Origin of the sequence: Nocardioides hankookensis, from assembly GCF_042658885.1 — a bacterium.
Classification (GTDB): domain Bacteria; phylum Actinomycetota; class Actinomycetes; order Propionibacteriales; family Nocardioidaceae; genus Nocardioides; species Nocardioides hankookensis.
The window spans coordinates 76293-95807 of record NZ_JBHSRJ010000003.1 but is presented as its reverse complement, the minus strand read 5'-3'; the positions used below and the strand labels follow the sequence as shown (position 1 = coordinate 95807).

Sequence of the window (19515 nt, the reverse complement as noted above, 5' to 3'; positions counted from 1 at the left end):
GGCGGCTTCCGGGCACTGGCCCCCCATGACGGACGGGTTCTCGCCCCCGAAGGGCGTGCAGCAGGCGGCGCAGCGCGCGGTGCGGTGGATCGACGACGGGAAGGCCGGTCGGAACTTCACCGACGTCGGTCGTCGGCGCGCCCACCAGCTCGCCGACGGGGACGAGGTCAGCCGGGCCGACGCGAAGAAGATGAGGGCCTACTTCGCGCGGCACACGGTCGACAAGGACGCCAGCGGGTTCAAGCGCGGGACGGAGGGCTATCCGCCCCCGGGTCGGGTGGCGTGGGACGCCTGGGGCGGCGACCCCGGCGAGCGGTGGGTGCGCGGACTCGACCTCTGACACTGGGTCAGGCCGCGGGGCCGTCCGGCGCGTGTGTGGGGCAGTCGGCATCGGTGCAGACGCGCTGGTCCACCGTCGGGTCGCCGCCGCCGACCACCCCGTCGGCGGGACCGACCCGTCCCTGGTCATCGGTCTCGGGCTCGGTGCGGGCCCGGAGCTCCACCGGGGCGCCGCAGACCTCGCAGGGCTTGCTGTCCTGGTACATGCGGCATCCGTACCCGCCCGGCGAGCGCCTCAGGCCTGAGCCTCCAGCCACTCGTCCCAGCCCTGGCCCCGCACCAGGGCGCCATCGCCGGGGAGCATCGAGCCGGCGGTGAGGCTGGCGGGTGCCTCGACGGCCTCGACCCGGACATCCTGCCCGGTGCGCTCGACGAGCCGGCGGACCTGGTCGACGAGGTTGACCCGCTGGGGGCCGGCGAGGTCGGTGTCACCCTCGATGACGCCGGTCGCGATCTCGAAGAGCACCTCGACGATCTCGCCGGTGGCCACGGGCTGGGTGGGTACGTCGATGATGTGGGCGACGCCGTCCTGGGTGTTCCACTCCAGCATCTGCTGCGCGAAGTCGAGGAACTGCGTCGCGCGCAGCACGACCACGCCCGGCGCGGTCCCGCGGTACGCCGTCTCCTGCGCGAGCTTGGCGACGTAGTAGTCGTAGTCGGGGCTGCGGTCGACGCCGACGATCGAGAGCACGACCGTACGGCGTACGCCCGCCGCCGACGCGGCGCTGCCGATGTTGCGCGCGACCGTCGGGAAGAAGATGGCCGCCTGGTCCAGCGGGCACGCGGTCACGTCGACCACGGCCTCGACGCCGGCCAGCGCGGCCTCGAGGCCGGAGTCCGGCGAGAGCAGGTCGAAGCCGGTCTCGCGGGCGATCTCGACGACCTCGTGGCCCTCCTTGCGAGCGAGGGCGGTGAGCTGGGAGCCGATCCGGCCGGTGGCTCCCGCGACGGCGATCTTCATGACGTTCTCCTGTGTCGATTAACGCGGATAGTTGATATCCACGATTAGAGCACAGAACGCGGACAGTTGTCATCCACGAATTCGGTACGATGGCGCCATGAAGCTGTCCGGAGGCGTCGAGTGGGCCGTGCACTGCTGCGTCGTGCTCAGCCAGGCGGAGGCGCCGGTGCCGGCGCAGCGGCTCGCCGAGTTCCACGGCATCTCCCGCACGTACCTCGCGAAGCACCTCCAGCAGCTCTCGCGGGCCGGGCTGGTGAGGTCGACCGAGGGTCGGGTCGGCGGCTACGCGCTCACCCGGCCGGCCGACGAGATCACCGTCCTCGACGTCGTGCTCGCGATCGAGGGTCGCGAGCAGGCCTTCCGCTGCACCGAGATCCGGCAGAACGGCCCGCTGCCCGCGAGCCCGCAGGCCTGCAGGAAGGCGTGCGGAGTGGCCCGCGCGATGCACGCGGCCGAGCAGGCCTGGCGTGACTCGCTCACGGCGGTCACCGTCGCCGACCTCGCCGCCGGTGTCGAGGACGACGCCGGTCCCGGGACCTTTGACCGCGTGCGGGAGTGGCTAGCCACGTAGCGCCGCCCAGGACAGGCAGCCCAGCGCCGCGGTCGAGGTGAGGGTGCGGACGACGTTCCACCGCACCCACAGCGTCTCGAAGTCGGCGCGGGAGCCGCCCGCCGCGAGCGCGTCGTTCAGCGGGATGTTGCCGACGCCGGTCACGATCACCGTCGCGACGGCGAGGGCGGCGCCGGCGATCGCCCAGGTGCGCGCCGGGCCGCTCGTGGTGACGATCGCCAGCGCGGCGAGGGCCGGCGCTCCGAGGAAGGTCAGCATGAAGACCGGGTTCACGATCGCGACGTTCATGTGGTTGAGCGACGAGGTGAACGTGCGGTCGTCGGTCCTCGCGAGCCCGGGCATCACCCCGCAGGCCCACACGTAGTAGGTGCCGGCCTGCAGCCCGGCGGCGACGGTGGCAGCGAGGAGGACGGGGGAGCGGAGGGTCTCGAGGAGATCGGTCATGGGGCCAGCACACCGCGGATCGGTGAGACGATCCATCGCCGTACGGCGCTCTTCCATACGCGAGCGTCTCATCGTACCGTCGGACCATGGACGGCCTCGCTGCGCTTCTCGACGGACCCCGTGCGCGGGGTGCGTTCCTGCTCCGGTGCCTGATGGACCCGCCGTGGTCGGTGCGGCTGGAGGACGAGTCGCCGCTGTCGCTGACCGCCGTCGTGCGCGGTGGGCTGTGGGCGCTGCCCGACGGCGGCGAGCCCTTCCGGCTCGAGGCGGGCGACGTCGTGGTCGCGCTCGGTCCGGACCACTGGACGATCGCCGACGAGGTCGCGACCGCGCCGCAGGTCGTCATCCACCCCGGCCAGCACTGCACCACGCTCGACGGGCAGTCGCTCGAGGAGGAGATGCACCAGGGCGTGCGCAGCTGGGGCAACAGCGCAGTCGGCGAGACCGTGATGCTCACCGGCGCCTACCTCTTCGAGGGCGAGGTCAGCAGGCGGCTGCTGCGGGCACTGCCGCGGTTCGTCGTGCTGAGCGAGCGCGAGCTCGGCTCACCGCTGGTGGCCCTGCTCGCGTCCGAGATCGTCCGGGACGAGCCCGGGCAGGACGCCGTCCTCGACCGCCTGCTCGACCTGCTGCTGATCGCGGTGCTGCGCGCGTGGTTCGCGCGGCCCGACGCCGACCCGCCGGCCTGGTACGTCGGCCAGTCCGACCCCGTCGTCGGCCCGGCCCTGCGCCTGATGCAGCACCACCCCGAGCACCCCTGGACAGTCGCGGAGCTCGCCGCCGCGGGCGGGGTCTCGCGGGCCGCCTTCGCGCGTCGCTTCACCGACGTCGTCGGCGAGCCGCCGATGACGTTCCTGACCGGCTGGCGCCTCGCGCTCGCCGCCGACCTGCTCCGCGACCCGTCCGCCACCCTGGCCGCCGTCGCCCACCAGGTCGGCTACTCCACGCCGTTCGCGCTCAGCACCGCCTTCAAGCGGGCGTACGGCGTGAGCCCGCGCGACCACCGCGCGCTGGTGGCCTAGCTGAGTTGTGATGCTGAGCGAGCGCCACACCTCACGCGCGGCATCACGACCCGACTCGGGCGCCAAGCGCGATTCGGCCCATCGATGTCGGCGAGGTCGTACCTTGCCTCGCATGAGTGCTGATCCGAACTACTACGTCGGCGTCTTCCGACAGGCCGCGGTCGACACCGAGTCGCTGACGATCGTGCTCGTGACCGGCTCCACGCGCCGCGCGGTCGTCCAGGCGCTCGGCGTGGACGAGAGGCGACCGCTCGGGCAGGAGCAGCTCGACCGCCGCGAGGACCTGGAGGATGCCTGGTACGCCATCGCGGACGTGGCCGGTGGGTTCCTGGCCATGGAGAACTCGGGTTACGGCGACCCCTCGAACCTCGCGCTCGCAGAGCTGTCTGCCGGTGGCGGCACGGCCGCCGTCGTCCGAGGCAACACCCAGGGACACGAGCGGTTCGGATACGCCCGAGATACGCGGACTCCGCGCGACCATCGGGGCGTGAGAGTTTTGTCGGCCAGCCGACAAAACTCATGCCTGGACGACAAAGCTTCATCGTCCAAGCGTGAGTTTCATCGGCCGGCCGATGAAACTCACGACGTCTAACGGATGGTGCCGACGCCCGGGACCAGCGGGAGGTCGAGGGCGGTGACCCAGCCGGCGGGCAGGTCGTTGACGGCGGGCACGGCGTTGAGGGCGCGGAGCCCGGTCGCGAGACAGCCGGCGACGGCGGGTGCGCGGCCGGTGCCGTCGGTGAAGCGGAAGGCCGTCTCCTGGCTGATCGACGGCGAGCCCTTGATGTCCACCCGGTAGACGTCGTCGCCCGAGCCGGCGGGCCAGTCGGGGGCGGCGTCGAGGCCGATCCGGTTGACGTGCTCGAGGGTGATGACCTCGCGCCCGTCGTACACGCCGTTGATGGTGAAGCGGATGGCCGCGACGTTGCCCGCCTCGATGACGCCCTTGGCCGTCTTGCGATCGGTCGGCGTCACCCACTTCTCCCAGGTGGTCGTGATGTCGTCGAGCTCGATGCCGGCGGCGTGCGCGATCATCGGCACGGTCGCGCCCCACGCCATGATCAGCAGCTCGGGGATCTCGAGGAGCGGGGTGAAGTCGGGCGAGCGGCCGATGCCCATCTCGTCCTCGTAGTCGCCCTCGTAGTCGGTGTAGTCGAGCAGCTCCGACGCGCGCACCGAGTCGACCCGGCCGCAGAGCCCCATCAGCGTCATCGGGAAGAGGTCGTTGGCGAAGCCCGGGTCGATGCCGGTGGTGAAGCAGGACGCGCCACCCTCCTCGCAGGCCTGCGTGATCGGGTCGCGCCAGTTGGCCGGGATCTCCTTCATCGAGGGCCAGACCCACGGTGTCATCGCCGTCGAGCAGACGTCGATGCCCGCACGCAGGAAGGCCGACATCACCCGGATGTTGTCGTCGGCGTACTGCGCCGTCGGGCCGTAGTGGACGAGGGCGTCGGGCCTCAGCGCGACGAGCTCCTCGACCGAGTCGGTCGCGATCACGCCGGTCGGCGCGATGCCGCAGATGGTGCCCGCGTCGACGCCGACCTTGGCGGGGTTGGAGACCCCGACGCCGACCAGCTCGAAGACCGGGTGGTCCACGATCTCGGCGATCACCATCGATCCGACGACGCCGGTGCCCCAGACGACGACCCGCTTCTTCATGTTGTCTCCTTTGGCTGACGGGGTTTCGAGGCTCGCTCCGCTCGCACCTCAACCGCCGTCAGCGGTCGAACGCGGCGCGGACCCGGTCCTCGGTGAGGCCGTAGTCCTTGAGCGTGTAGGTGTGCGAGGGCTTCGCCTTGCCCTGCTTGGACTCCTGGTCGATCTCCTCGATCGCCGACTGCACCTCGGGGGTCCAGTCGAGCCCGAACTGGTCGTAGACCCGGCGGGTCACGCCGAGCGGGTCGGTCACCAGGTCCTTGAAGGCGATGTCGATGAACTGGCTCTGGTCGTACTTCGGCCGCGCGTCGTGGAACGCGTGGAAGGCCCGCGACCAGAGGTCCAGCTGCGTGTGGCCGATGACGCCGCCGACGTACGTCGAGCTGTGGCCGACCGTCGTCTCCGCGGACAGCGAGCACGACGAGGCGATGCAGGTGACCGGGTCGCGGTGCGTGTAGACGATCAGCGCATCGGGATAGACCGTCATCAGCGCGTCGAGCGCCGTCATGTGCGAGGGGTTCTTGAGGATCCAGCGCTTCTCCGGGTCGTTGAGCCCGACCAGCTGGAGGTTCTCCTTGTGCCGCGCGTAGGCGTCGGTCCAGTCCTGCTGCTTGAGCCACTCGGTGTAGCGCGGCAGGTTGGCCAGCGACTCGTAGGAGTTGGACTTGCCGGTCTGCCGCAGCAGCCGCCAGCACTCCTCGACCGTCGTCGCGTCCATGTAGTGGATCCCCATGAACTCGGGGCTCTCGACGTGGTGCGCGGAGAATGCCTGCTGCATGGCGTTGAAGATCGGGTCCGACTCCCAGGTGTCGCGCGGCGGCCGCGGCTGCGGGTACTGCGTCAGCCACATCTCCAGGCCCTGCGACATCGGGTCCGCGTGCAGGTAGCGGTGCAGCGCCGTGGTGCCGGTGCGCGGCAGCCCCATCAGGAAGATCGGCCGCTCGATGGGTACGTCGCGGTGCTCCGGGTGCGCGGCGAACTGCGCCTGCGTCAGAAGAACGCCGACCAGCGCCGACTTCACCTCGGAGCGCTGGAAGTAGTTGCCCCGCGGGGTCAGGCCCGCCTCCGGGGACGACAGGTCCTCGGTGAGGACGCGCAGGCCCTCCTCGTGGACCCCGTCACCGAAGTCGTCCATGCCGGTGGTGCGGACGGCGGCCGCGACGATGTCCTCGTACGACCCGACGTCGGGCCGCTCCCGCACCATGATGTTGTCGGACATGGTCAGTCGTGGAACTCGCCGCAGTCGACGGTCAGCATCTGGCCGGTGACGGCGGAGGCCAGGTCGCTGGCGAGGAAGAGCGTCGCGCGGGCGACCTCCTCCGACGACGCGAGCCGCTTGAGGTCGGTCGGCCCGGCCTTCTCGGCGTACACCTGCTCGTGCGTCTTCTCCTCGACCGCCGCGAGGAAGTCGAAGTAGCCGCGGTTGACGTCCTCGTAGATGTACGACGGGGCCACGCTGTTGACGCGGATGCCGCGCGGGCCGAGCTCGGTGGCCAGCGACGAGGCGAGGTGCTCGAGGGCGCCCTTCGACAGCTTGTAGCCGGCGTACTCGGGCTGCGAGGAGAAGGAGACGCAGGAGTTGAGCATGATGATCGAGCCCTTGGCCTCCGACAGCGCGTCGGCGAAGAGCGCGGAGAGCCGCAGCGGCGCGAACACGTTGGTCTCGTTGACCTTCGCCAGCTTCACCGGGTCGATCTGGGTGATCGGGTCCATCGGCGGGATGGTGAACGCGTTGTTGATGACGCAGTCGACGCGGCCGAACGCCTCGAGGCTCTTGTCGCGCAGGTTGACCCGCGACTCCTCGTTGCGGACGTCGGTGACGACGCTCAGGACCTTGACCCCGTAGCCCTCGAGCTCGGCCTGGAGCTCGAGGAGCCGCGACTCGGTGCGGCTGGCGATCACCAGGTCGGCGCCCATCTTCGCGGCCTCCACGGCCAGCGACCGGCCGAGGCCGGGGCCGATGCCGGAGATGACGACGACCTTCCCCTTCAGCAGCGGTACGGCGTCGTACCGCTCCTCGATGGAGGTGTCGTGGGCCTCGGCGTAGCCAAGCTCGGTGTTCAACTGATCATCCTTCGGGCAACGGAGCGCTGTCGCGCGGCGATGCGCTCGGCGTACTCCTCGGTGGTGATGGGGGTGAAGTGTGGGAGCTTCTCGGGGACGTCGGCGAGCTTGACGACCTCGACGACCGGACCGTCGGCGTCCTGGGTCAGGTCACGGGTGAGGCGCTGCCAGCGCAGCATCATCGCGCCGGTCGTGTGACCGGTGCACTCGAGCCAGTTGGCGATGCCAGGGTTGCCCTCCGAGATGACGAACCGCATCCTGCCGTCGGGGTCGGTGACGGCCTGCGCCTTGGTCAGCGAGGTCTGGTGGGTCTCGTAGTCGGTCGAGGCGTACCAGTCGGAGCCGATCTGGATGGCCTGGTAGGAGCAGTCGTCGCACTCCGGCACGGTCACGATCATCGCCTCGTCGGGGGCGAGCTCGTAGTGGCCGATCGAGGAGCGCTGCGAGGCCAGGCCGCCAGGCGTCGACTGCGGCGCGGTCAGGGTGTTGACCGGCTCCTTGTACTGGAAGAACTGGGGGAAGGCGAACCACGTCTGGATCGAGCCGACCAGCGAGCGGGCTGCGACCTCGTACTTCTTCGCGAGCACCTTCTGGGTGAGCGGTGCGGCCGGCTTGTCGACCGTGTCGGGCCGCTCGATCCAGAGCGTGCCGCGCTCCTCGGTGTCCCAGTCGTTGAAGACCTCGCGCACGATCATCGTCTTCGCGCCGGGCTCGGCGACGTAGCGGAACTCGAAGTTGCCGTCGGCGTCCTTCTCCAGCTCGCGGTCGTCGAAGGCCATCATCGACGTGGCCGCCGAGGTGGCGCTGTAGGTGCCGCCCATCACCTGGAAGGAGAGGTCGGCCGACGTCCCACGACGCCCGCGGACGACGTACTCGACGCCCTCGCGCAGGTAGGCGTTGAAGTAGATGGCGTCCGGGTTGTCCAGGCCCTGCCGGGAGAACTGGTGCGTCGGGTTGATGAAGACCGGCCGCTCCAGGTCGTAGTCGAAGGCCATCTGCATGGCCATCCGGATCCGGCCGGACAGGTAGTCGTAGCCCTCGAGGCGGTCCTGCTCGGTCTTGATGAACGGCGCGTTCGCGACGAGCTCCTCCGCCTCCGCGATCGCGTCCTGGAGGACCTTCGTCAGGTTCAGCGACTCACTCATCGCGCCCCCTCGGTGGTTGAGGTGCGAGCGAAGCGAGCCTCGAAACCTCCGAGGTGGCGAGTGGTGGTTTCGAGGCTCGGGCCCAGCGGCCCTCGCACCTCAACCACCGACCTTGTGGATGATGTTCTCGGCGAACTGCTCGAGGTGCTTGATCTTCTTGTCGAGCGGCTCGGTGTCGGGGCCCTTGATGTAGGGGACCCGGAAGCCGACGATGCAGTCGGTGACGCCCTTGTCCTCCAGGCGCTTCACGCCGTCGAGGGTGTAGGCGTCGTACGAGATCACGTGCACCTCGAAGTCGTCGCGGGTGTCGCCCTCCTCCTTGCGGATCTCGGCGAGCCGGACGAGCATCCGGTCCAGCTCCTCGCCGTCGCCGCCGGCGTGCATCCAGCCGTCGCCCTTGACGACGGCGCGGCGCAGTGCGGCGTCGGCGTGGCCGCCGACCAGGAGCGGGATCTTCTCGGTCGCGCCCGGGCACTGCTTGAGGGCGTCGACCTCGTAGAAGTCGCCGTGGTACTCGAAGAACTCACCCGTGGTGAGACCGCGGAGGATGTCCATGCACTCGTCCATGCGCTTGCCGCGCTTGGCCCAGTCGACGCCCATCGCGTCGAAGTCCTCGGGCCACGGCGAGATGCCGACGCCGAGGCCGAGCCGGTTGTTCGAGAGGAACGCCAGCGACGAGGCCTGCTTGGCGACCAGCACCGGCGGGCGGATCGGGAGCTTGAGCACGAACGGCGTCAGCCGCAGCGTCGTCGTCACCGCGAAGAGGTGCGCGCACAGCACCATCGTCTCGATGAACTCCTTGCCGTCGAGGAACTCGCGGTCCCCCGTGTCGGTGTAGGGGTACTTCGAGTCGGAGTCCTTCGGGTAGATGACGCTGTCCGCGACCGTCATGCTGGTGTAGCCGGCGGCCTCGGCCGCCTGCGCCAGGGGTGCGTAGTACGTCGCCTGCGTCATCGCCTCGGCGTAGCTGAATCTCATTTCCGTCCTTCGGTCCCTGAGTGCCGGCGAGGTACGAGCCGGTGTACCGAAGGGTAGAACGTGTTCCAGTTTTGTGCCAGAGTTCCAGCGTGGACCTCCAGGAGATCAGCGACCGCGTCGAGATCGAGAACGTGGTCATCCGCTACACGCGCGGCATCGACACGGGCGAGTGGGACAAGCTCGACACCGTCTTCACCCCCGACGCCCGGATCAACTACGTCGAGTCCGGCGGGATCGAGGCGTCGTACGCCGAGGTGAAGCCGTGGCTCGCCGAGGTGCTGCCGGCGTTCTTCCCGAAGCGGATGCACTCGCTGCACCAGCTCGACATCGCGTTTCCCGAGGAAGGCGGCGGCGACGAGGCGACCTGCTCGGCGTACTTCCACAACCCGATGCCGATGGAGGACGGCAAGGGCGGGGAGAAGGTCGTCGAGTTCGGCGGGATCTACCACCACACGCTCGTGCGGACGCCGGACGGCTGGCGCAGTCGCCAGCTGCACGAGGAGATCGTCTGGAAACGCGGGATGTGAGACGTCGTGAAGCTCGGGCTGCCTGAGGAGAAGCCGGACGGCCTCGACTCGCCGGTGACCGCCAAGGTCATCAAGTACATGGCGAAGGCCCAGGTGCGGGTGTTCCGGCTGACCAACGGTCGCATCGGCTCGAAGTGGCGCGTCGGCGCCGGCTGGAGGAAGCCGGTCCCGACGCTGCTGCTCGACCACGTCGGGCGCAAGTCCGGCACGACGTTCACGACCCCGCTGCTCTACCTCGAGGACGGCGCCGACCTCGTCATCGTCGCCTCGCAGGGCGGGCTGCCGAAGAACCCGCAGTGGTACCCCAACCTGGTCGCACACCCCGACGCCGCGGTCCGGGTCCGCAAGGAGGGCGTACGCCGGGTCCGCGCCCGCACCGCCGACGCGGGGGAGCGCGCCGAGCTCTGGCCGCGGCTGGTCGACCTCTACGCCGACTTCGAGAAGTACGCGAAGTGGACCGATCGGGAGATCCCGGTCGTCATACTCAGCCCGAGATGAGCACGCCGAAGGCGAAGTCGCGACCCACGGGTCTCAACCACCCGCTCTACAAGCGCGCCATGGGCCGCATCGCGCGGACGCACGTGTGGATCTACCGCCGCAGCAACGGCCGGCTGCTCCACCAGTGGCGCAACGGCTCGGCCCTCTTCCACCCGGTGCCGGTGCTGCTGCTCGACCACGTCGGGAGGAAGTCGGGCACCGCGTTCACGACGCCGCTGCTCTACCTCGACGACAGCCCGGACGTCGTGATCGTCGCGTCGCAGGGCGGCATGCACCACGACCCGCAGTGGTACCGGAACCTGATGGCCCACCCGGAGACGACCGTGCAGATCCGCGCCGAGCTGCGCCCGGTCCGCGCCCGGGTCGCCACCGCCGACGAGGCCGCCGCCCTCTGGCCACGCCTCGATGCGCTCTACGCCGACTTCGTCAACTACCGTCGGTGGACGGACCGGGAGATCCCGGTCGTCGTGCTCGAACCCCGCTGAGAGAATGGCGGCGTACGAGCCCACCAGCGGAAGAGGAAGACGTGGCCGAGAAGGAGCCGGACCGGCTTGGCGAGGAGCACCCGATCATCGCGGGCCTGGTGGCCCTCGTGGGCGTGGGGCTGGTCGTCGGCCTCGTGATCGGGCTGGTCGTGCTCGCGGGGACGAAGGTCCTCGGCCTCGGCGGCGACGACTCGAGCTCGGCCTCCGACGGCCAGGCGAGCCTCTACCTGCCGACGCCGTCGAAGACGGAGTCCGGCACCGACCCGGAGATCACGCTGGCGCCCGGCGAGACCGAGAGTCCGGCCGACAAGCCGTCGAAGACCGCCAGCGAGTCACCGAAGGCCGAGATCAGCCTCTCCTCCACGACCACCGAGGTCGGCCCGATGGAGCAGTTCCAGCTGACCGGTGTCTACCCCGAGGGCGAGGGTGCGATCCTCACGGTCCAGCGCTTCCAGGACGGCTCCTGGGTGGACTTCCCGGCGACCGGCTCGGTCAGCGGGGAGACGTTCCAGATCGCCGTGCAGACCAGCAAGGTCGGCGAGAACCGGTTCCGCGTCGTCGACAGCGACACCAACCTCAAGTCCGACGAGGTCCGGGTCACCGTCACGGGCTGAGCGCCGCAACCGGTCGGTCACGGCCGGCTGCCCGGCGAGGATGCCGGTGAGCACCAGCAGCAGGCCGAGGGCCTGGCTGCCGCCGAACGACTCGCCCGCCAGCGCGACGCCGATGATCGTGCCCGAGACCGGGTTGAGCAGGCCGACCAGCGAGACCGCTCCCGCGGGCAGCCGGCGCAGCCCGCGGAACCACACGACGTACGCCACGACGGTGCCGGCCAGCCCGAGGTAGAGGAAGCCGCCGATCGCGCTCGGGCTGAGCGCGGGCGGCGCGCCCTCGACGACCAGGGCGACCGGCAGGAGCACCAGGCCTCCGGCGACCAGCTGCCAGGCGGTGAAGGTCAGCATGTCGACGGGCGGCTTCCAGCGCTTGACCAGCACGAAGCCGACCGACGACATGGTGACGGCACCGAACGACGCGGCGACGCCGACCGGGTCGACGGCGAAGTCCGCACGCAGCACGAGCAGCGCGACGCCGGCCGCGCCGACCCCCGCCCCCGCCAGGGCCGCGGCTCGTGGACGCTCACCGATGAGGGCCCACGCGACCAGCATCACGACGATCGGGGCGGTCGCGGTGAGCGTGGCCGCAGTGCCGCCCGGGAGCCGGTACGCCGCGATGAAGATCAGCACGAAGAAGGCGCCGATGTTCAGGGTGCCGAGCACGAGCGCCCGCCACCACCAGATGCCCTGCGGCAGGCGCGGTCGGAGCGCGAGCAGCACCAGTCCGAACGGCAGGGCCCGGACCAGGGCGCCGAAGAGCGGGCGGTCGGGCGGCAGGAACGTCTCGGTCACGTAGTAGCCCGAGCCCCACGCGATGGGAGCGAGGGCGGCGACGGCGAGCGTCCCGCCCCCACGAAGAGGCAGATTAGTTTCCACGGAAGACATAATAGTTTCCAGGTGAGATATATTCCGGCCATGGGGAACCGCACCGTGATCGTCGGCCACGACGGGTCGCCCACCGCCGGCCTCGCGCTGGCCTGGGCGCTCGACTACGGGGCCCACTGTGGCGCCCGGGTCCGGGTGCTCCGCGGCTGGTCGATGTCGACCGCGCCGCGCCCGGCCTCGATGACGCGGGGATACGTCCCACCGCTCGAGGACTTCGAGGCCGCGGTGCTCCAGGACCTGCGAGCGGACGTCGACGCGACCGTCGCCGAGCGTGACTCGGACGTCGAGGTCGTCTGCGAGGCGGTCCGCTCCGCGCCCGCGAACGCGCTGATCGAGGCGTCCCACAGTGCCGACCTGGTCGTCGTCGGGGCTCGGGGCCTCGGCGGGTTCAAGGGCCTGGCGCTCGGCTCGGTGAGCGAGCAGTGCACCCGCCACGCCGGCTGCCCGGTCGTGGTCGTGCGCGACGAGCACTCCTCCGACGTCGAACGGCTGCGTGAGCTCGACGAGCTGATCGGGGAGTAGCGCCGTGGCGGCCGACAAGCCGGAGCCCGACCACGTCGCCCGGATCATGGCGAAGTGGCACGAGGCGATGCCGGACCTCGATGTCTCTCCTCAGGGCGTCATCGGCCGGTTGCACCGGCTGGCGGCCCGCCTGACCGAGGAGCTGGTCGCGGTCTACGCCGAGTTCGGGCTCGGCGAGGGCGAGTTCGACATCCTCGCGACGCTGCGTCGCGAGCCCCCGCCGTACGCGCTGACGCCGCGCGACCTCGCCGACTGGACGATGGTCTCGTCGGGCGCGGTCACCAAGCGCGTCGACCGCTGCGTCGAGCAGGGCTGGGTGACGCGCCGGGTGAGCGACGCGGACGGACGCGGGCGCGTGGTCGCCCTGACCCCCGCGGGCCTCGACCTCATCGACCGGGCGTTCGTCGCCCACATGGCCAACGAGCACCGGCTGGTCGGGATGCTCCCCGACGCCGAGCGGGCTCGGCTCGCCAGGACCCTCGAGTCCTGGGGCCGGGCCCTCGGCGACTGAGTCGTCGGTGGTGGTTTCGAGGCTCGCTGCGCTCGCACCTCAACCACCGTGTCGGTGGTTGAGGTGCGAGGAGCGCTAGCGACGAGCCTCGAAACCACTCAGCAGTTGGCTCAGTCGGGGATCCAGTCGAAGGTGTCCGGGTTGGGGCCGGTGCGACCGGCCTCGCCCTGGTCGAGGCCGCTGATCGCGGCGACCTGGTCCTCGGTGAGGGTGAAGTCGAAGATGTCGAAGTTCTCGCGCATCCGCTCCTCGCGCACCGACTTCGGGAAGACGATGTCGCCGCGCTCGATGTGCCAGCGCAGGGTGACCTGCGAGGGCGTCTTGCCGTGGGCGGTCGCGATCTCGCCGATGACGGCGTCGTCGAGCACCTTGCCCTGCGCGATCGGCGACCAGGCCTCGACCTCGATGCCGTGCCGGATCGAGGCCGCGCGTGCCTCCTCGTTGGTGAAGTAGGGGTGCACCTCGATCTGGTTCACCGCCGGGACGACGCCGGTCTCCGCGACGATCCGGTCCAGGTGGGCCGGCTGGAAGTTGGAGACGCCGATCGACGTCGCGCGGCCGTCCTCGACGAACTCCGCGAGGGTGCGCCAGGTGGAGACGAAGTCGCCGTCGTAGCGCGTGGGCAGCGGCCAGTGGATGAGGAAGAGGTCGATCCGGTCGAGGCCGAGGCGCTCCAGCGTCTCGTCGAACGCGCGCCGCGCGGCGTCCGGCTCGTGGAACGTGTTGTTGAGCTTGCTGGTGACGTAGAGCTCGTCGCGGGCGATGCCGGAGGCCTTGATCGCCTCGCCGACGCCCGCCTCGTTGCCGTACATCTGCGCGGTGTCGATGTGCCGGTAGCCGACCTCGAGCGCGGTGCCGGTGACCGCGGCCGTGTCGGCCGGCGGCACCTGGAAGACCCCGAAGCCGAGCTGGGGGATGGTGGTCTCGTTGTTCAGGACGACGTTGGAAACGGTCATACCTGTTCCATCTCCGAGACGGGGGTAGAACATTCCCATGGAGCTCACTCCCCCCGAATTCACCGACTACGACACCCGCCTGGGCGCCTACGCCGTCATCGTGCGTGACGACCACGTGCTGCTCGCGCTGTGGGACGAGCCGGAGGTCCCGATCCTGATGTGGTCCCTGCCGGGTGGTGGGGTCGAGCTGGACGAGACGCCGGCCGAGGGGGCGGTCCGGGAGGTGCGGGAGGAGACGGGGTACGACGTCGAGCTGACCGGCCTGCTCGGGGTGGAGACCTTCGTGATGGCGCCCGAGAAGCGGTTCGCGCGCGTGGGTGATCGCCCCCAGAAGAACGTCCAGGTCGTCTACGAGGCGACCGTGACCGGGGGTGAGCTGACCCACGAGGTGGGCGGGTCGACCAGCGAGGCGCGGTGGATCCCGCTCGCCGAGGTGCCCGCGCTCGAGCGGATCGGCCTGATCCGGAAATTCATCGGCTGACCGGGAATGACGGGCGCCGGACCTCCGTTGAGCCAAGTAAGCAAAGTTGAGTTGATCGGACTCAACTTATTTGTCAGACTGACTCCGGCCCCGCAGGATGGGGGCTGAAGCAGCACCCGATACCCGGAGGTACAGAGAACATGGCACGTGCGGTCGGCATCGACCTCGGCACGACGAACAGCGTCGTCGCCGTCCTCGAGGGTGGCGAACCCACCGTCATCGCAAACGCCGAAGGTGCCCGGACGACCCCGTCCGTCGTCGCCTTCGCCAAGTCCGGCGAGGTCCTGGTCGGCGAGGTCGCCAAGCGCCAGGCCGTGACCAACGTCGACCGGACCATCCGCTCGGTCAAGCGCCACATGGGCACCGACTGGAAGACCGACATCGACGGCAAGGACTTCACGCCGCAGCAGATCAGCGCGTTCGTCCTCCAGAAGCTCAAGCGCGACGCGGAGGCCTACCTCGGCGAGACCGTCACCGACGCGGTGATCACGGTCCCGGCGTACTTCTCCGACGCCCAGCGCCAGGCCACCAAGGAGGCCGGCGAGATCGCGGGCCTCAACGTGAGCCGCATCGTCAACGAGCCGACCGCGGCCGCCCTGGCCTACGGCCTCGACAAGGGCGACGACCAGACGATCCTCGTCTTCGACCTCGGTGGCGGCACGTTCGACGTGTCCCTCCTCGAGATCGGCGAGGGCGTCGTCGAGGTCAAGGCGACCTCGGGCGACAACCACCTCGGTGGTGACGACTGGGACGCCCGCGTCGTCGACTGGATGGTCAAGAAGTTCAAGGACAACAACGGCGTCGACCTCGGGGCCGACAAGATCGCCAAGCAGCGCCTCCAGGAGGCTGCGGAGAAGGCGAAGATCGAGCTGTCGTCGTCCTCCGAGACCACGATCCACCTGCCCTACATCACGCACGGCGAGTCCGGCCCGCTGCACTTCGAGGAGAAGCTGACCCGCAGCGAGTTCCAGAAGCTGACCGCCGACCTGCTCGACCGCACCAAGGCGCCGTTCCAGAGCGTCCTCAAGGACGGTGGCGTCGACGTCAGCAAGATCGACCACGTCGTGCTCGTCGGCGGCTCCACCCGGATGCCGGCCGTGACCGACGTCGTCAAGGAGCTGCTCGGCGGCAAGGAGCCCAACAAGGGCGTCAACCCGGACGAGGTCGTCGCCGTGGGCGCCGCCCTCCAGGCCGGCGTCCTCAAGGGCGAGGTCAAGGACGTGCTGCTCCTCGACGTGACCCCGCTCTCCCTCGGCATCGAGACCAAGGGCGGCGTGATGACCACGCTGATCGAGCGCAACACGACGATCCCGACCAAGCGGTCCGAGATCTTCACGACCGCCGACGACAACCAGCCGTCGGTCGAGATCAAGGTCGCCCAGGGCGAGCGCCAGATGTGGTCGCAGAACCAGCCGCTCGGCAACTTCGAGCTGACCGGCCTGCCGCCGGCGCCGCGGGGCATCCCGAAGGTCGAGGTCACCTTCGACATCGACGCCAACGGCATCGTGCACGTGACCGCGAAGGACCAGGGCTCCGGCAAGGAGCAGTCGATGACGATCTCCGGCGGCTCCGCGCTGTCGAAGGACGACATCGACCGGATGGTCAAGGAGGCGGAGCAGTACGCCGAGGAGGACGCCAACCGGCGCGCCGCGGTCGAGACCCGCAACCAGGCCGACCAGCTCGTCTACACGACCGAGAAGTTCCTCGCCGACAACGCCGAGAAGCTGCCCGAGGACGTGAAGACGGAGGTCCAGGCCGACGTCGACGCGCTCAAGGCGATCCTCGAGGACGCCGAGGCCAGCGCCGAGACCATCCAGGCCGGCGTCACGAAGCTCGGTGAGTCCAGCCAGAAGATGGGTGCCGCGATGTACGCCGCCGCCGAGGCCGACCAGGCCGCCGCGGGTGGCTCGGACGGCTCCACCGGCGAGGCCGACGACGACGTCGTCGACGCCGAGATCGTGGACGAGGACCCTGCTGAGGGCGAGGCCAAGTGACCGAGCCGTCCCAGGACGAGCAGGTCATCCCCGAGCCGGAGGAGCAGGAGACCCCTGCTTCTCCGGCCCAGGGCTCCGGCGAGCCGGGGGAGGTCGAGGAGGACGAGCTGGCGGTCGCGCAGCGCGCTGTCGGCGAGCTCACCAACGACCTCCAGCGGCTGCAGGCCGAGTTCGTCAACTACAAGCGCAGGGTCGAGCGGGACCGCGACCTGATCCGGGAGAACGCGACGTACGCCGCGCTCGCCCCGATCACCGAGGTCCTCGACACCATCGACCGGGCCCGCGAGCACGGTGACCTCGACGCCGGCTTCCAGACGGTCGCCGACCAGCTGGAGCGCGTCGTCGCCGGGCTCGGTCTCACCAAGTTCGGTGCGCCGGGCGAGGCCTTCGACCCGACGATCCACGAGGCCCTCAGCCACATCGGCGAGGACCCCGACGTCGAGGTGACGACCTGCAAGGTCGTGGCCAAGGCGGGGTACCGGATCGGCAGCCGGGTCGTCCGGGCCGCTCAGGTGCTGGTCGTGGACCCGCCGAGCGGGCCGACGGCCTGATCACGACAACACAGACGAGGAGGGAGGTGCGCGATGAGCTCGAATGATGGTTTCCGGGCCGACTGGGCGCAGAAGGACTTCTACGCCACGCTCGGCGTCAGCAAGACCGCGACGTCCGACGAGATCAAGAAGGCCTACCGCAAGCTCGCGCGCGCCAACCACCCCGACTCCAACCCCGGGGACACCGCCAAGCACGACAAGTTCAAGGCGGTCGCCGAGGCCTACGACGTCGTCGGCGACGCCGACAAGCGCGCCAAGTACGACGAGATGCGCAGCGCCTACGCCGGCGGGTTCGGCGGGGGCTTCAGCGGCGGCGGGTTCCCCGGCGGCGGCGGTGGCGGAGGCTTCGACCTCAACGACCTGCTCCGTGAGCGGGGCGGCGGTGGCGGCGGGTTCGGCGACATGTTCGGCGACCTCTTCGGTGGCGGCGGCCGCAGCCGGCGTGCGCCCCGGGCCCAGAAGGGCCCGGACGTCGACACGACCGCGACCATCAGCTTCACCGATGCCATCGACGGCGTCACGGTGTCGCTGCGGCTGACCTCCGACTCCGCGTGCCCCGACTGCAAGGGCACCGGCGGCAAGCCGGGCACCAAGCCGCACGTCTGCCCCCAGTGCGAGGGCGCCGGCTTCGTGCTCGGCAACGCGGGTGGCGGCTTCTCGATCAACGAGACCTGCCCGATGTGCGGCGGACGCCAGCTCGTCTACGACGAGTCCTGCCCGACCTGCCACGGCAGCGGCCGCGGCACGTCGGCGCGCACCATCCAGGCGCGCATCCCCGCCGGCGTCAAGGACGGCCAGCGGATCCGGCTGCGCGGCAAGGGCGCCCCCGGCGACCACGGCGGCCCGGCCGGCGACCTCTACGTCACCGTGAAGGTCTCCGGGCACCGTCTCTTCGGCCGCAAGGACGACAACCTGCTGCTCGACGTGCCCGTCTCCTTCGACGAGCTCGCGCTCGGCGCGGACATCAAGATCCCCACCCTCGGCGGTGCGCCGGTCACCCTCAAGGTGCCGGCCGGCACTCCGAACGGGCGGACCTTCCGGGTCCGGGGTCGTGGCGCCACGAAGTCCGACGGCACCAAGGGCGACCTGCTCGCGACCGTCGAGGTGCAGGTGCCCGCGGTGCTCGACGCGGCCGCCCGCGAGGCGGTCGAGGCCTACCGCGCCGCGACCGCCGGCAAGCCGCTGCGCTCGAAGCTCTTCGAGGAGGCCTGAGCCCATGGCAGCGCGCGGGCCGATCGAGCCGCCGGGTCCCGACAGCGCTGTCTACGTCATCTCCATCGCCGCGGAGCTGAGCGGGCTGCACCCGCAGACGCTGCGCACCTACGAGCGGATGGGGCTGATCACGCCCGGCCGCACCGGGGGCGGCGGCCGTCGCTACACCCACCGCGACATCGAGCTGCTGCGCGAGATCAGCGACCTCACCGCGTCCGGCATCGGCATCGAGGGCGTACGACGGATCCTCGACCTCGAGCACCGGATCGCCGCCCTCGTGCAGCGCAACGACGAGCTCCAGGCCGAGCTCGCCGCGACCCGGGAGGCGCTGCGGCAGGCGGCCGCAGCCCGGCGCAGCGACGCCCCGCCGAGCCGCCTGCCCGTCCTCCACCAGCCTCCCCCCAACCCGGGACAGCCGGGCCAGTCCGTCGTCGTCTGGAGAAGGGGTCGCTGACCATGGTCGACGTGCTGCTGATGGCCGCGGAGAAGGTCGCCCGGTTCGAGAGGGGCGCCGATGGTCGCCCGTGACCGGGTCGCCGTCCCGCGGCTGACCAGCCGGTCGGCCACGACCTGGCTGTCCGTCGTGGCTGCCGTCGTGGGCGTCGTCGGGGTCGTGGTGTGGGCGTTGCTCACCCAGCCGCGCGGCAACCAGGTCGCCGCGGTGGTCGCGCTGGTGGTGCTCGGGTCGCTCCTGGGCTTCCTCATGGGGCGTCGGTCCTGGCTCGACCGCACCGCCGGGACGGTCGGGCGTGACGTGTGGGGTGCCCTCCCGCGCGTGGTCCGCTGGGCCGACGCCGACCGGGTCCGGGTGCGCAGCAACCGGAGTGGGCAGGCAGTGCTCGAGGTGCGCGGTGCCGGGGCACGGACGTCCCTGTACCTGCCGCTGGTCGCCCTAGACCTCGGCGGCGACCGCTGCCAGTCGGCGCCGTTCCTGCGCACGGTCGCCGACGAGATCGATCGCTGGGCTCCGGGACGGTCCGGGGTCGTGCGAACCCTGCGCGACCAGGCCGAGCACCTCGAGCAGGGCGGCACGGTCAGCGATTCGCCGCTGGCCCTGCGCTACCTCGCGCTCGCGGGGCACCAGACATGAACGCATTCG

The 19515-nt window shown here is 70.4% G+C and carries 26 protein-coding genes; 15 read left to right on the top strand and 11 right to left on the bottom strand.

Annotation, left to right across the window (positions count from 1 at the left end):
* Positions 1–25: 25 nt before the first annotated feature.
* The gene (locus tag ACFPYL_RS05645) at positions 26–340 is read left to right on the top strand and encodes a hypothetical protein (RefSeq protein ID WP_379151455.1); all 315 of its coding nucleotides are present in this window, start codon (positions 26–28) and stop codon (positions 338–340) included.
* A 7-nt stretch (positions 341–347) separates the two neighbouring features.
* On the opposite strand, the gene ACFPYL_RS05640 is transcribed toward ACFPYL_RS05645, so the two are convergent.
* The gene (locus tag ACFPYL_RS05640; RefSeq protein ID WP_379151452.1) at positions 348–545 is read right to left on the bottom strand and encodes a hypothetical protein; all 198 of its coding nucleotides are present in this window, start codon (positions 543–545) and stop codon (positions 348–350) included.
* A gap of 29 nt (positions 546–574) precedes the next feature.
* Entirely contained in the window at positions 575–1300 is a 726-nt protein-coding gene (locus ACFPYL_RS05635) for an SDR family oxidoreductase (protein ID WP_379151449.1), read from the bottom strand.
* A gap of 97 nt (positions 1301–1397) precedes the next feature.
* On the opposite strand from ACFPYL_RS05635, the gene ACFPYL_RS05630 reads away from it, so the two are divergent.
* Positions 1398–1871, top strand: coding sequence for an RrF2 family transcriptional regulator (locus tag ACFPYL_RS05630; RefSeq protein ID WP_379151446.1), 474 nt, complete (start codon positions 1398–1400; stop codon positions 1869–1871).
* Here the strand turns inward: ACFPYL_RS05630 and ACFPYL_RS05625 are convergent.
* Positions 1860–2315, bottom strand: coding sequence for an anthrone oxygenase family protein (locus tag ACFPYL_RS05625; protein ID WP_379151443.1), 456 nt, complete (start codon positions 2313–2315; stop codon positions 1860–1862). The genes ACFPYL_RS05630 and ACFPYL_RS05625 overlap by 12 nt on opposite strands.
* Positions 2316–2401: 86 nt before the next feature.
* Between ACFPYL_RS05625 and ACFPYL_RS05620 the strand changes: the two genes are divergently transcribed.
* Positions 2402–3337 (top strand): AraC family transcriptional regulator, encoded by a 936-nt coding sequence (locus ACFPYL_RS05620; protein ID WP_379151440.1) that lies wholly within the window; start codon positions 2402–2404, stop codon positions 3335–3337.
* Positions 3338–3449: 112 nt separating this feature from the next.
* Positions 3450–3929 carry a hypothetical protein gene (locus ACFPYL_RS05615; protein WP_379151438.1) on the top strand — a complete coding sequence of 160 codons (480 nt, stop codon included), beginning with the start codon at positions 3450–3452 and terminating at the stop codon, positions 3927–3929.
* On the opposite strand, the gene ACFPYL_RS05610 is transcribed toward ACFPYL_RS05615, so the two are convergent.
* The 5 genes from ACFPYL_RS05610 to ACFPYL_RS05590 all read right to left on the bottom strand — a co-directional run bounded on the left by ACFPYL_RS05610 (position 3926) and on the right by ACFPYL_RS05590 (position 9180).
* A complete protein-coding gene (locus ACFPYL_RS05610) occupies positions 3926–4996 on the bottom strand; it encodes an NAD(P)H-dependent amine dehydrogenase family protein (protein ID WP_379151435.1) in 1071 nt (356 codons plus the stop codon). The two genes, ACFPYL_RS05615 and ACFPYL_RS05610, sit on opposite strands and share 4 nt — an antisense overlap.
* A gap of 58 nt (positions 4997–5054) precedes the next feature.
* Positions 5055–6212: a sulfotransferase family protein gene (locus tag ACFPYL_RS05605; RefSeq protein ID WP_379151433.1), complete on the bottom strand. Its 1158-nt coding sequence runs from the start codon at positions 6210–6212 to the stop codon at positions 5055–5057.
* Between the two features lie 2 nt (positions 6213–6214).
* Entirely contained in the window at positions 6215–7057 is an 843-nt protein-coding gene (locus ACFPYL_RS05600) for an SDR family oxidoreductase (protein WP_379151430.1), read from the bottom strand.
* Positions 7054–8202: a hypothetical protein gene (locus ACFPYL_RS05595; protein WP_379151428.1), complete on the bottom strand. Its 1149-nt coding sequence runs from the start codon at positions 8200–8202 to the stop codon at positions 7054–7056. The genes ACFPYL_RS05600 and ACFPYL_RS05595 overlap by 4 nt, the downstream gene beginning before the upstream one ends.
* A 99-nt stretch (positions 8203–8301) precedes the next feature.
* Positions 8302–9180, bottom strand: coding sequence for a TIGR03619 family F420-dependent LLM class oxidoreductase (locus ACFPYL_RS05590; RefSeq protein WP_379151426.1), 879 nt, complete (start codon positions 9178–9180; stop codon positions 8302–8304).
* A gap of 89 nt (positions 9181–9269) precedes the next feature.
* On the opposite strand from ACFPYL_RS05590, the gene ACFPYL_RS05585 reads away from it, so the two are divergent.
* From ACFPYL_RS05585 to ACFPYL_RS05575, 3 genes are read left to right on the top strand one after another with little or no spacing between them, the layout of a single operon-like run.
* On the top strand, positions 9270–9707 hold the full coding sequence (locus tag ACFPYL_RS05585; RefSeq protein ID WP_379151423.1) for a nuclear transport factor 2 family protein: 438 nt from the start codon (positions 9270–9272) through the stop codon (positions 9705–9707).
* A 6-nt stretch (positions 9708–9713) separates the two neighbouring features.
* Complete coding sequence (locus ACFPYL_RS05580) at positions 9714–10205, top strand: nitroreductase family deazaflavin-dependent oxidoreductase (protein WP_379151420.1); 492 nt, start codon at positions 9714–9716, stop codon at positions 10203–10205.
* A complete protein-coding gene (locus ACFPYL_RS05575; protein WP_379151417.1) occupies positions 10202–10690 on the top strand; it encodes a nitroreductase family deazaflavin-dependent oxidoreductase in 489 nt (162 codons plus the stop codon). The genes ACFPYL_RS05580 and ACFPYL_RS05575 overlap by 4 nt, the downstream gene beginning before the upstream one ends.
* A gap of 223 nt (positions 10691–10913) precedes the next feature.
* Here the strand turns inward: ACFPYL_RS05575 and ACFPYL_RS05570 are convergent, their stop codons facing one another.
* Both ACFPYL_RS05570 and ACFPYL_RS05565 read right to left on the bottom strand, forming a co-directional pair.
* Complete coding sequence (locus tag ACFPYL_RS05570) at positions 10914–11054, bottom strand: hypothetical protein (RefSeq protein ID WP_379151416.1); 141 nt, start codon at positions 11052–11054, stop codon at positions 10914–10916.
* The gene (locus ACFPYL_RS05565; protein ID WP_379151413.1) at positions 11023–12180 is read right to left on the bottom strand and encodes an EamA family transporter; all 1158 of its coding nucleotides are present in this window, start codon (positions 12178–12180) and stop codon (positions 11023–11025) included. Before ACFPYL_RS05565 ends, ACFPYL_RS05570 begins: the two co-directional genes overlap by 32 nt.
* Positions 12181–12219: 39 nt before the next feature.
* Here ACFPYL_RS05565 and ACFPYL_RS05560 point away from each other — a divergent pair, with 39 nt between their 5' ends.
* Together ACFPYL_RS05560 and ACFPYL_RS05555 are read left to right on the top strand one after the other, a co-directional pair.
* On the top strand, positions 12220–12711 hold the full coding sequence (locus ACFPYL_RS05560) for a universal stress protein (RefSeq protein ID WP_379151411.1): 492 nt from the start codon (positions 12220–12222) through the stop codon (positions 12709–12711).
* Positions 12712–12715: 4 nt separating this feature from the next.
* Positions 12716–13222: a MarR family winged helix-turn-helix transcriptional regulator gene (locus tag ACFPYL_RS05555; protein WP_379151408.1), complete on the top strand. Its 507-nt coding sequence runs from the start codon at positions 12716–12718 to the stop codon at positions 13220–13222.
* Between the two features lie 110 nt (positions 13223–13332).
* Here the strand turns inward: ACFPYL_RS05555 and ACFPYL_RS05550 are convergent, their stop codons facing one another.
* Complete coding sequence (locus tag ACFPYL_RS05550; RefSeq protein WP_379151406.1) at positions 13333–14178, bottom strand: aldo/keto reductase; 846 nt, start codon at positions 14176–14178, stop codon at positions 13333–13335.
* 37 nt (positions 14179–14215) lie between these two features.
* Here ACFPYL_RS05550 and ACFPYL_RS05545 point away from each other — a divergent pair, with 37 nt between their 5' ends.
* From ACFPYL_RS05545 to ACFPYL_RS05520, 6 genes are all read left to right on the top strand, one after another.
* On the top strand, positions 14216–14659 hold the full coding sequence (locus ACFPYL_RS05545; protein WP_379151403.1) for an NUDIX hydrolase: 444 nt from the start codon (positions 14216–14218) through the stop codon (positions 14657–14659).
* A gap of 140 nt (positions 14660–14799) precedes the next feature.
* Entirely contained in the window at positions 14800–16653 is a 1854-nt protein-coding gene (dnaK, locus tag ACFPYL_RS05540) for a molecular chaperone DnaK (protein WP_379151400.1), read from the top strand.
* Positions 16650–17204: a nucleotide exchange factor GrpE gene (grpE, locus tag ACFPYL_RS05535; protein ID WP_379151397.1), complete on the top strand. Its 555-nt coding sequence runs from the start codon at positions 16650–16652 to the stop codon at positions 17202–17204. The genes dnaK and grpE overlap by 4 nt, the downstream gene beginning before the upstream one ends.
* A gap of 33 nt (positions 17205–17237) precedes the next feature.
* Positions 17238–18416, top strand: a complete 1179-nt coding sequence (gene dnaJ, locus ACFPYL_RS05530; RefSeq protein ID WP_379151394.1) for a molecular chaperone DnaJ — start codon at positions 17238–17240, stop codon at positions 18414–18416.
* Positions 18417–18420: 4 nt separating this feature from the next.
* Positions 18421–18870, top strand: coding sequence for a heat shock protein transcriptional repressor HspR (locus ACFPYL_RS05525; protein WP_379151391.1), 450 nt, complete (start codon positions 18421–18423; stop codon positions 18868–18870).
* 60 nt (positions 18871–18930) lie between these two features.
* A complete protein-coding gene (locus ACFPYL_RS05520; RefSeq protein WP_379151389.1) occupies positions 18931–19506 on the top strand; it encodes a hypothetical protein in 576 nt (191 codons plus the stop codon).
* Positions 19507–19515 lie beyond the last annotated feature (9 nt).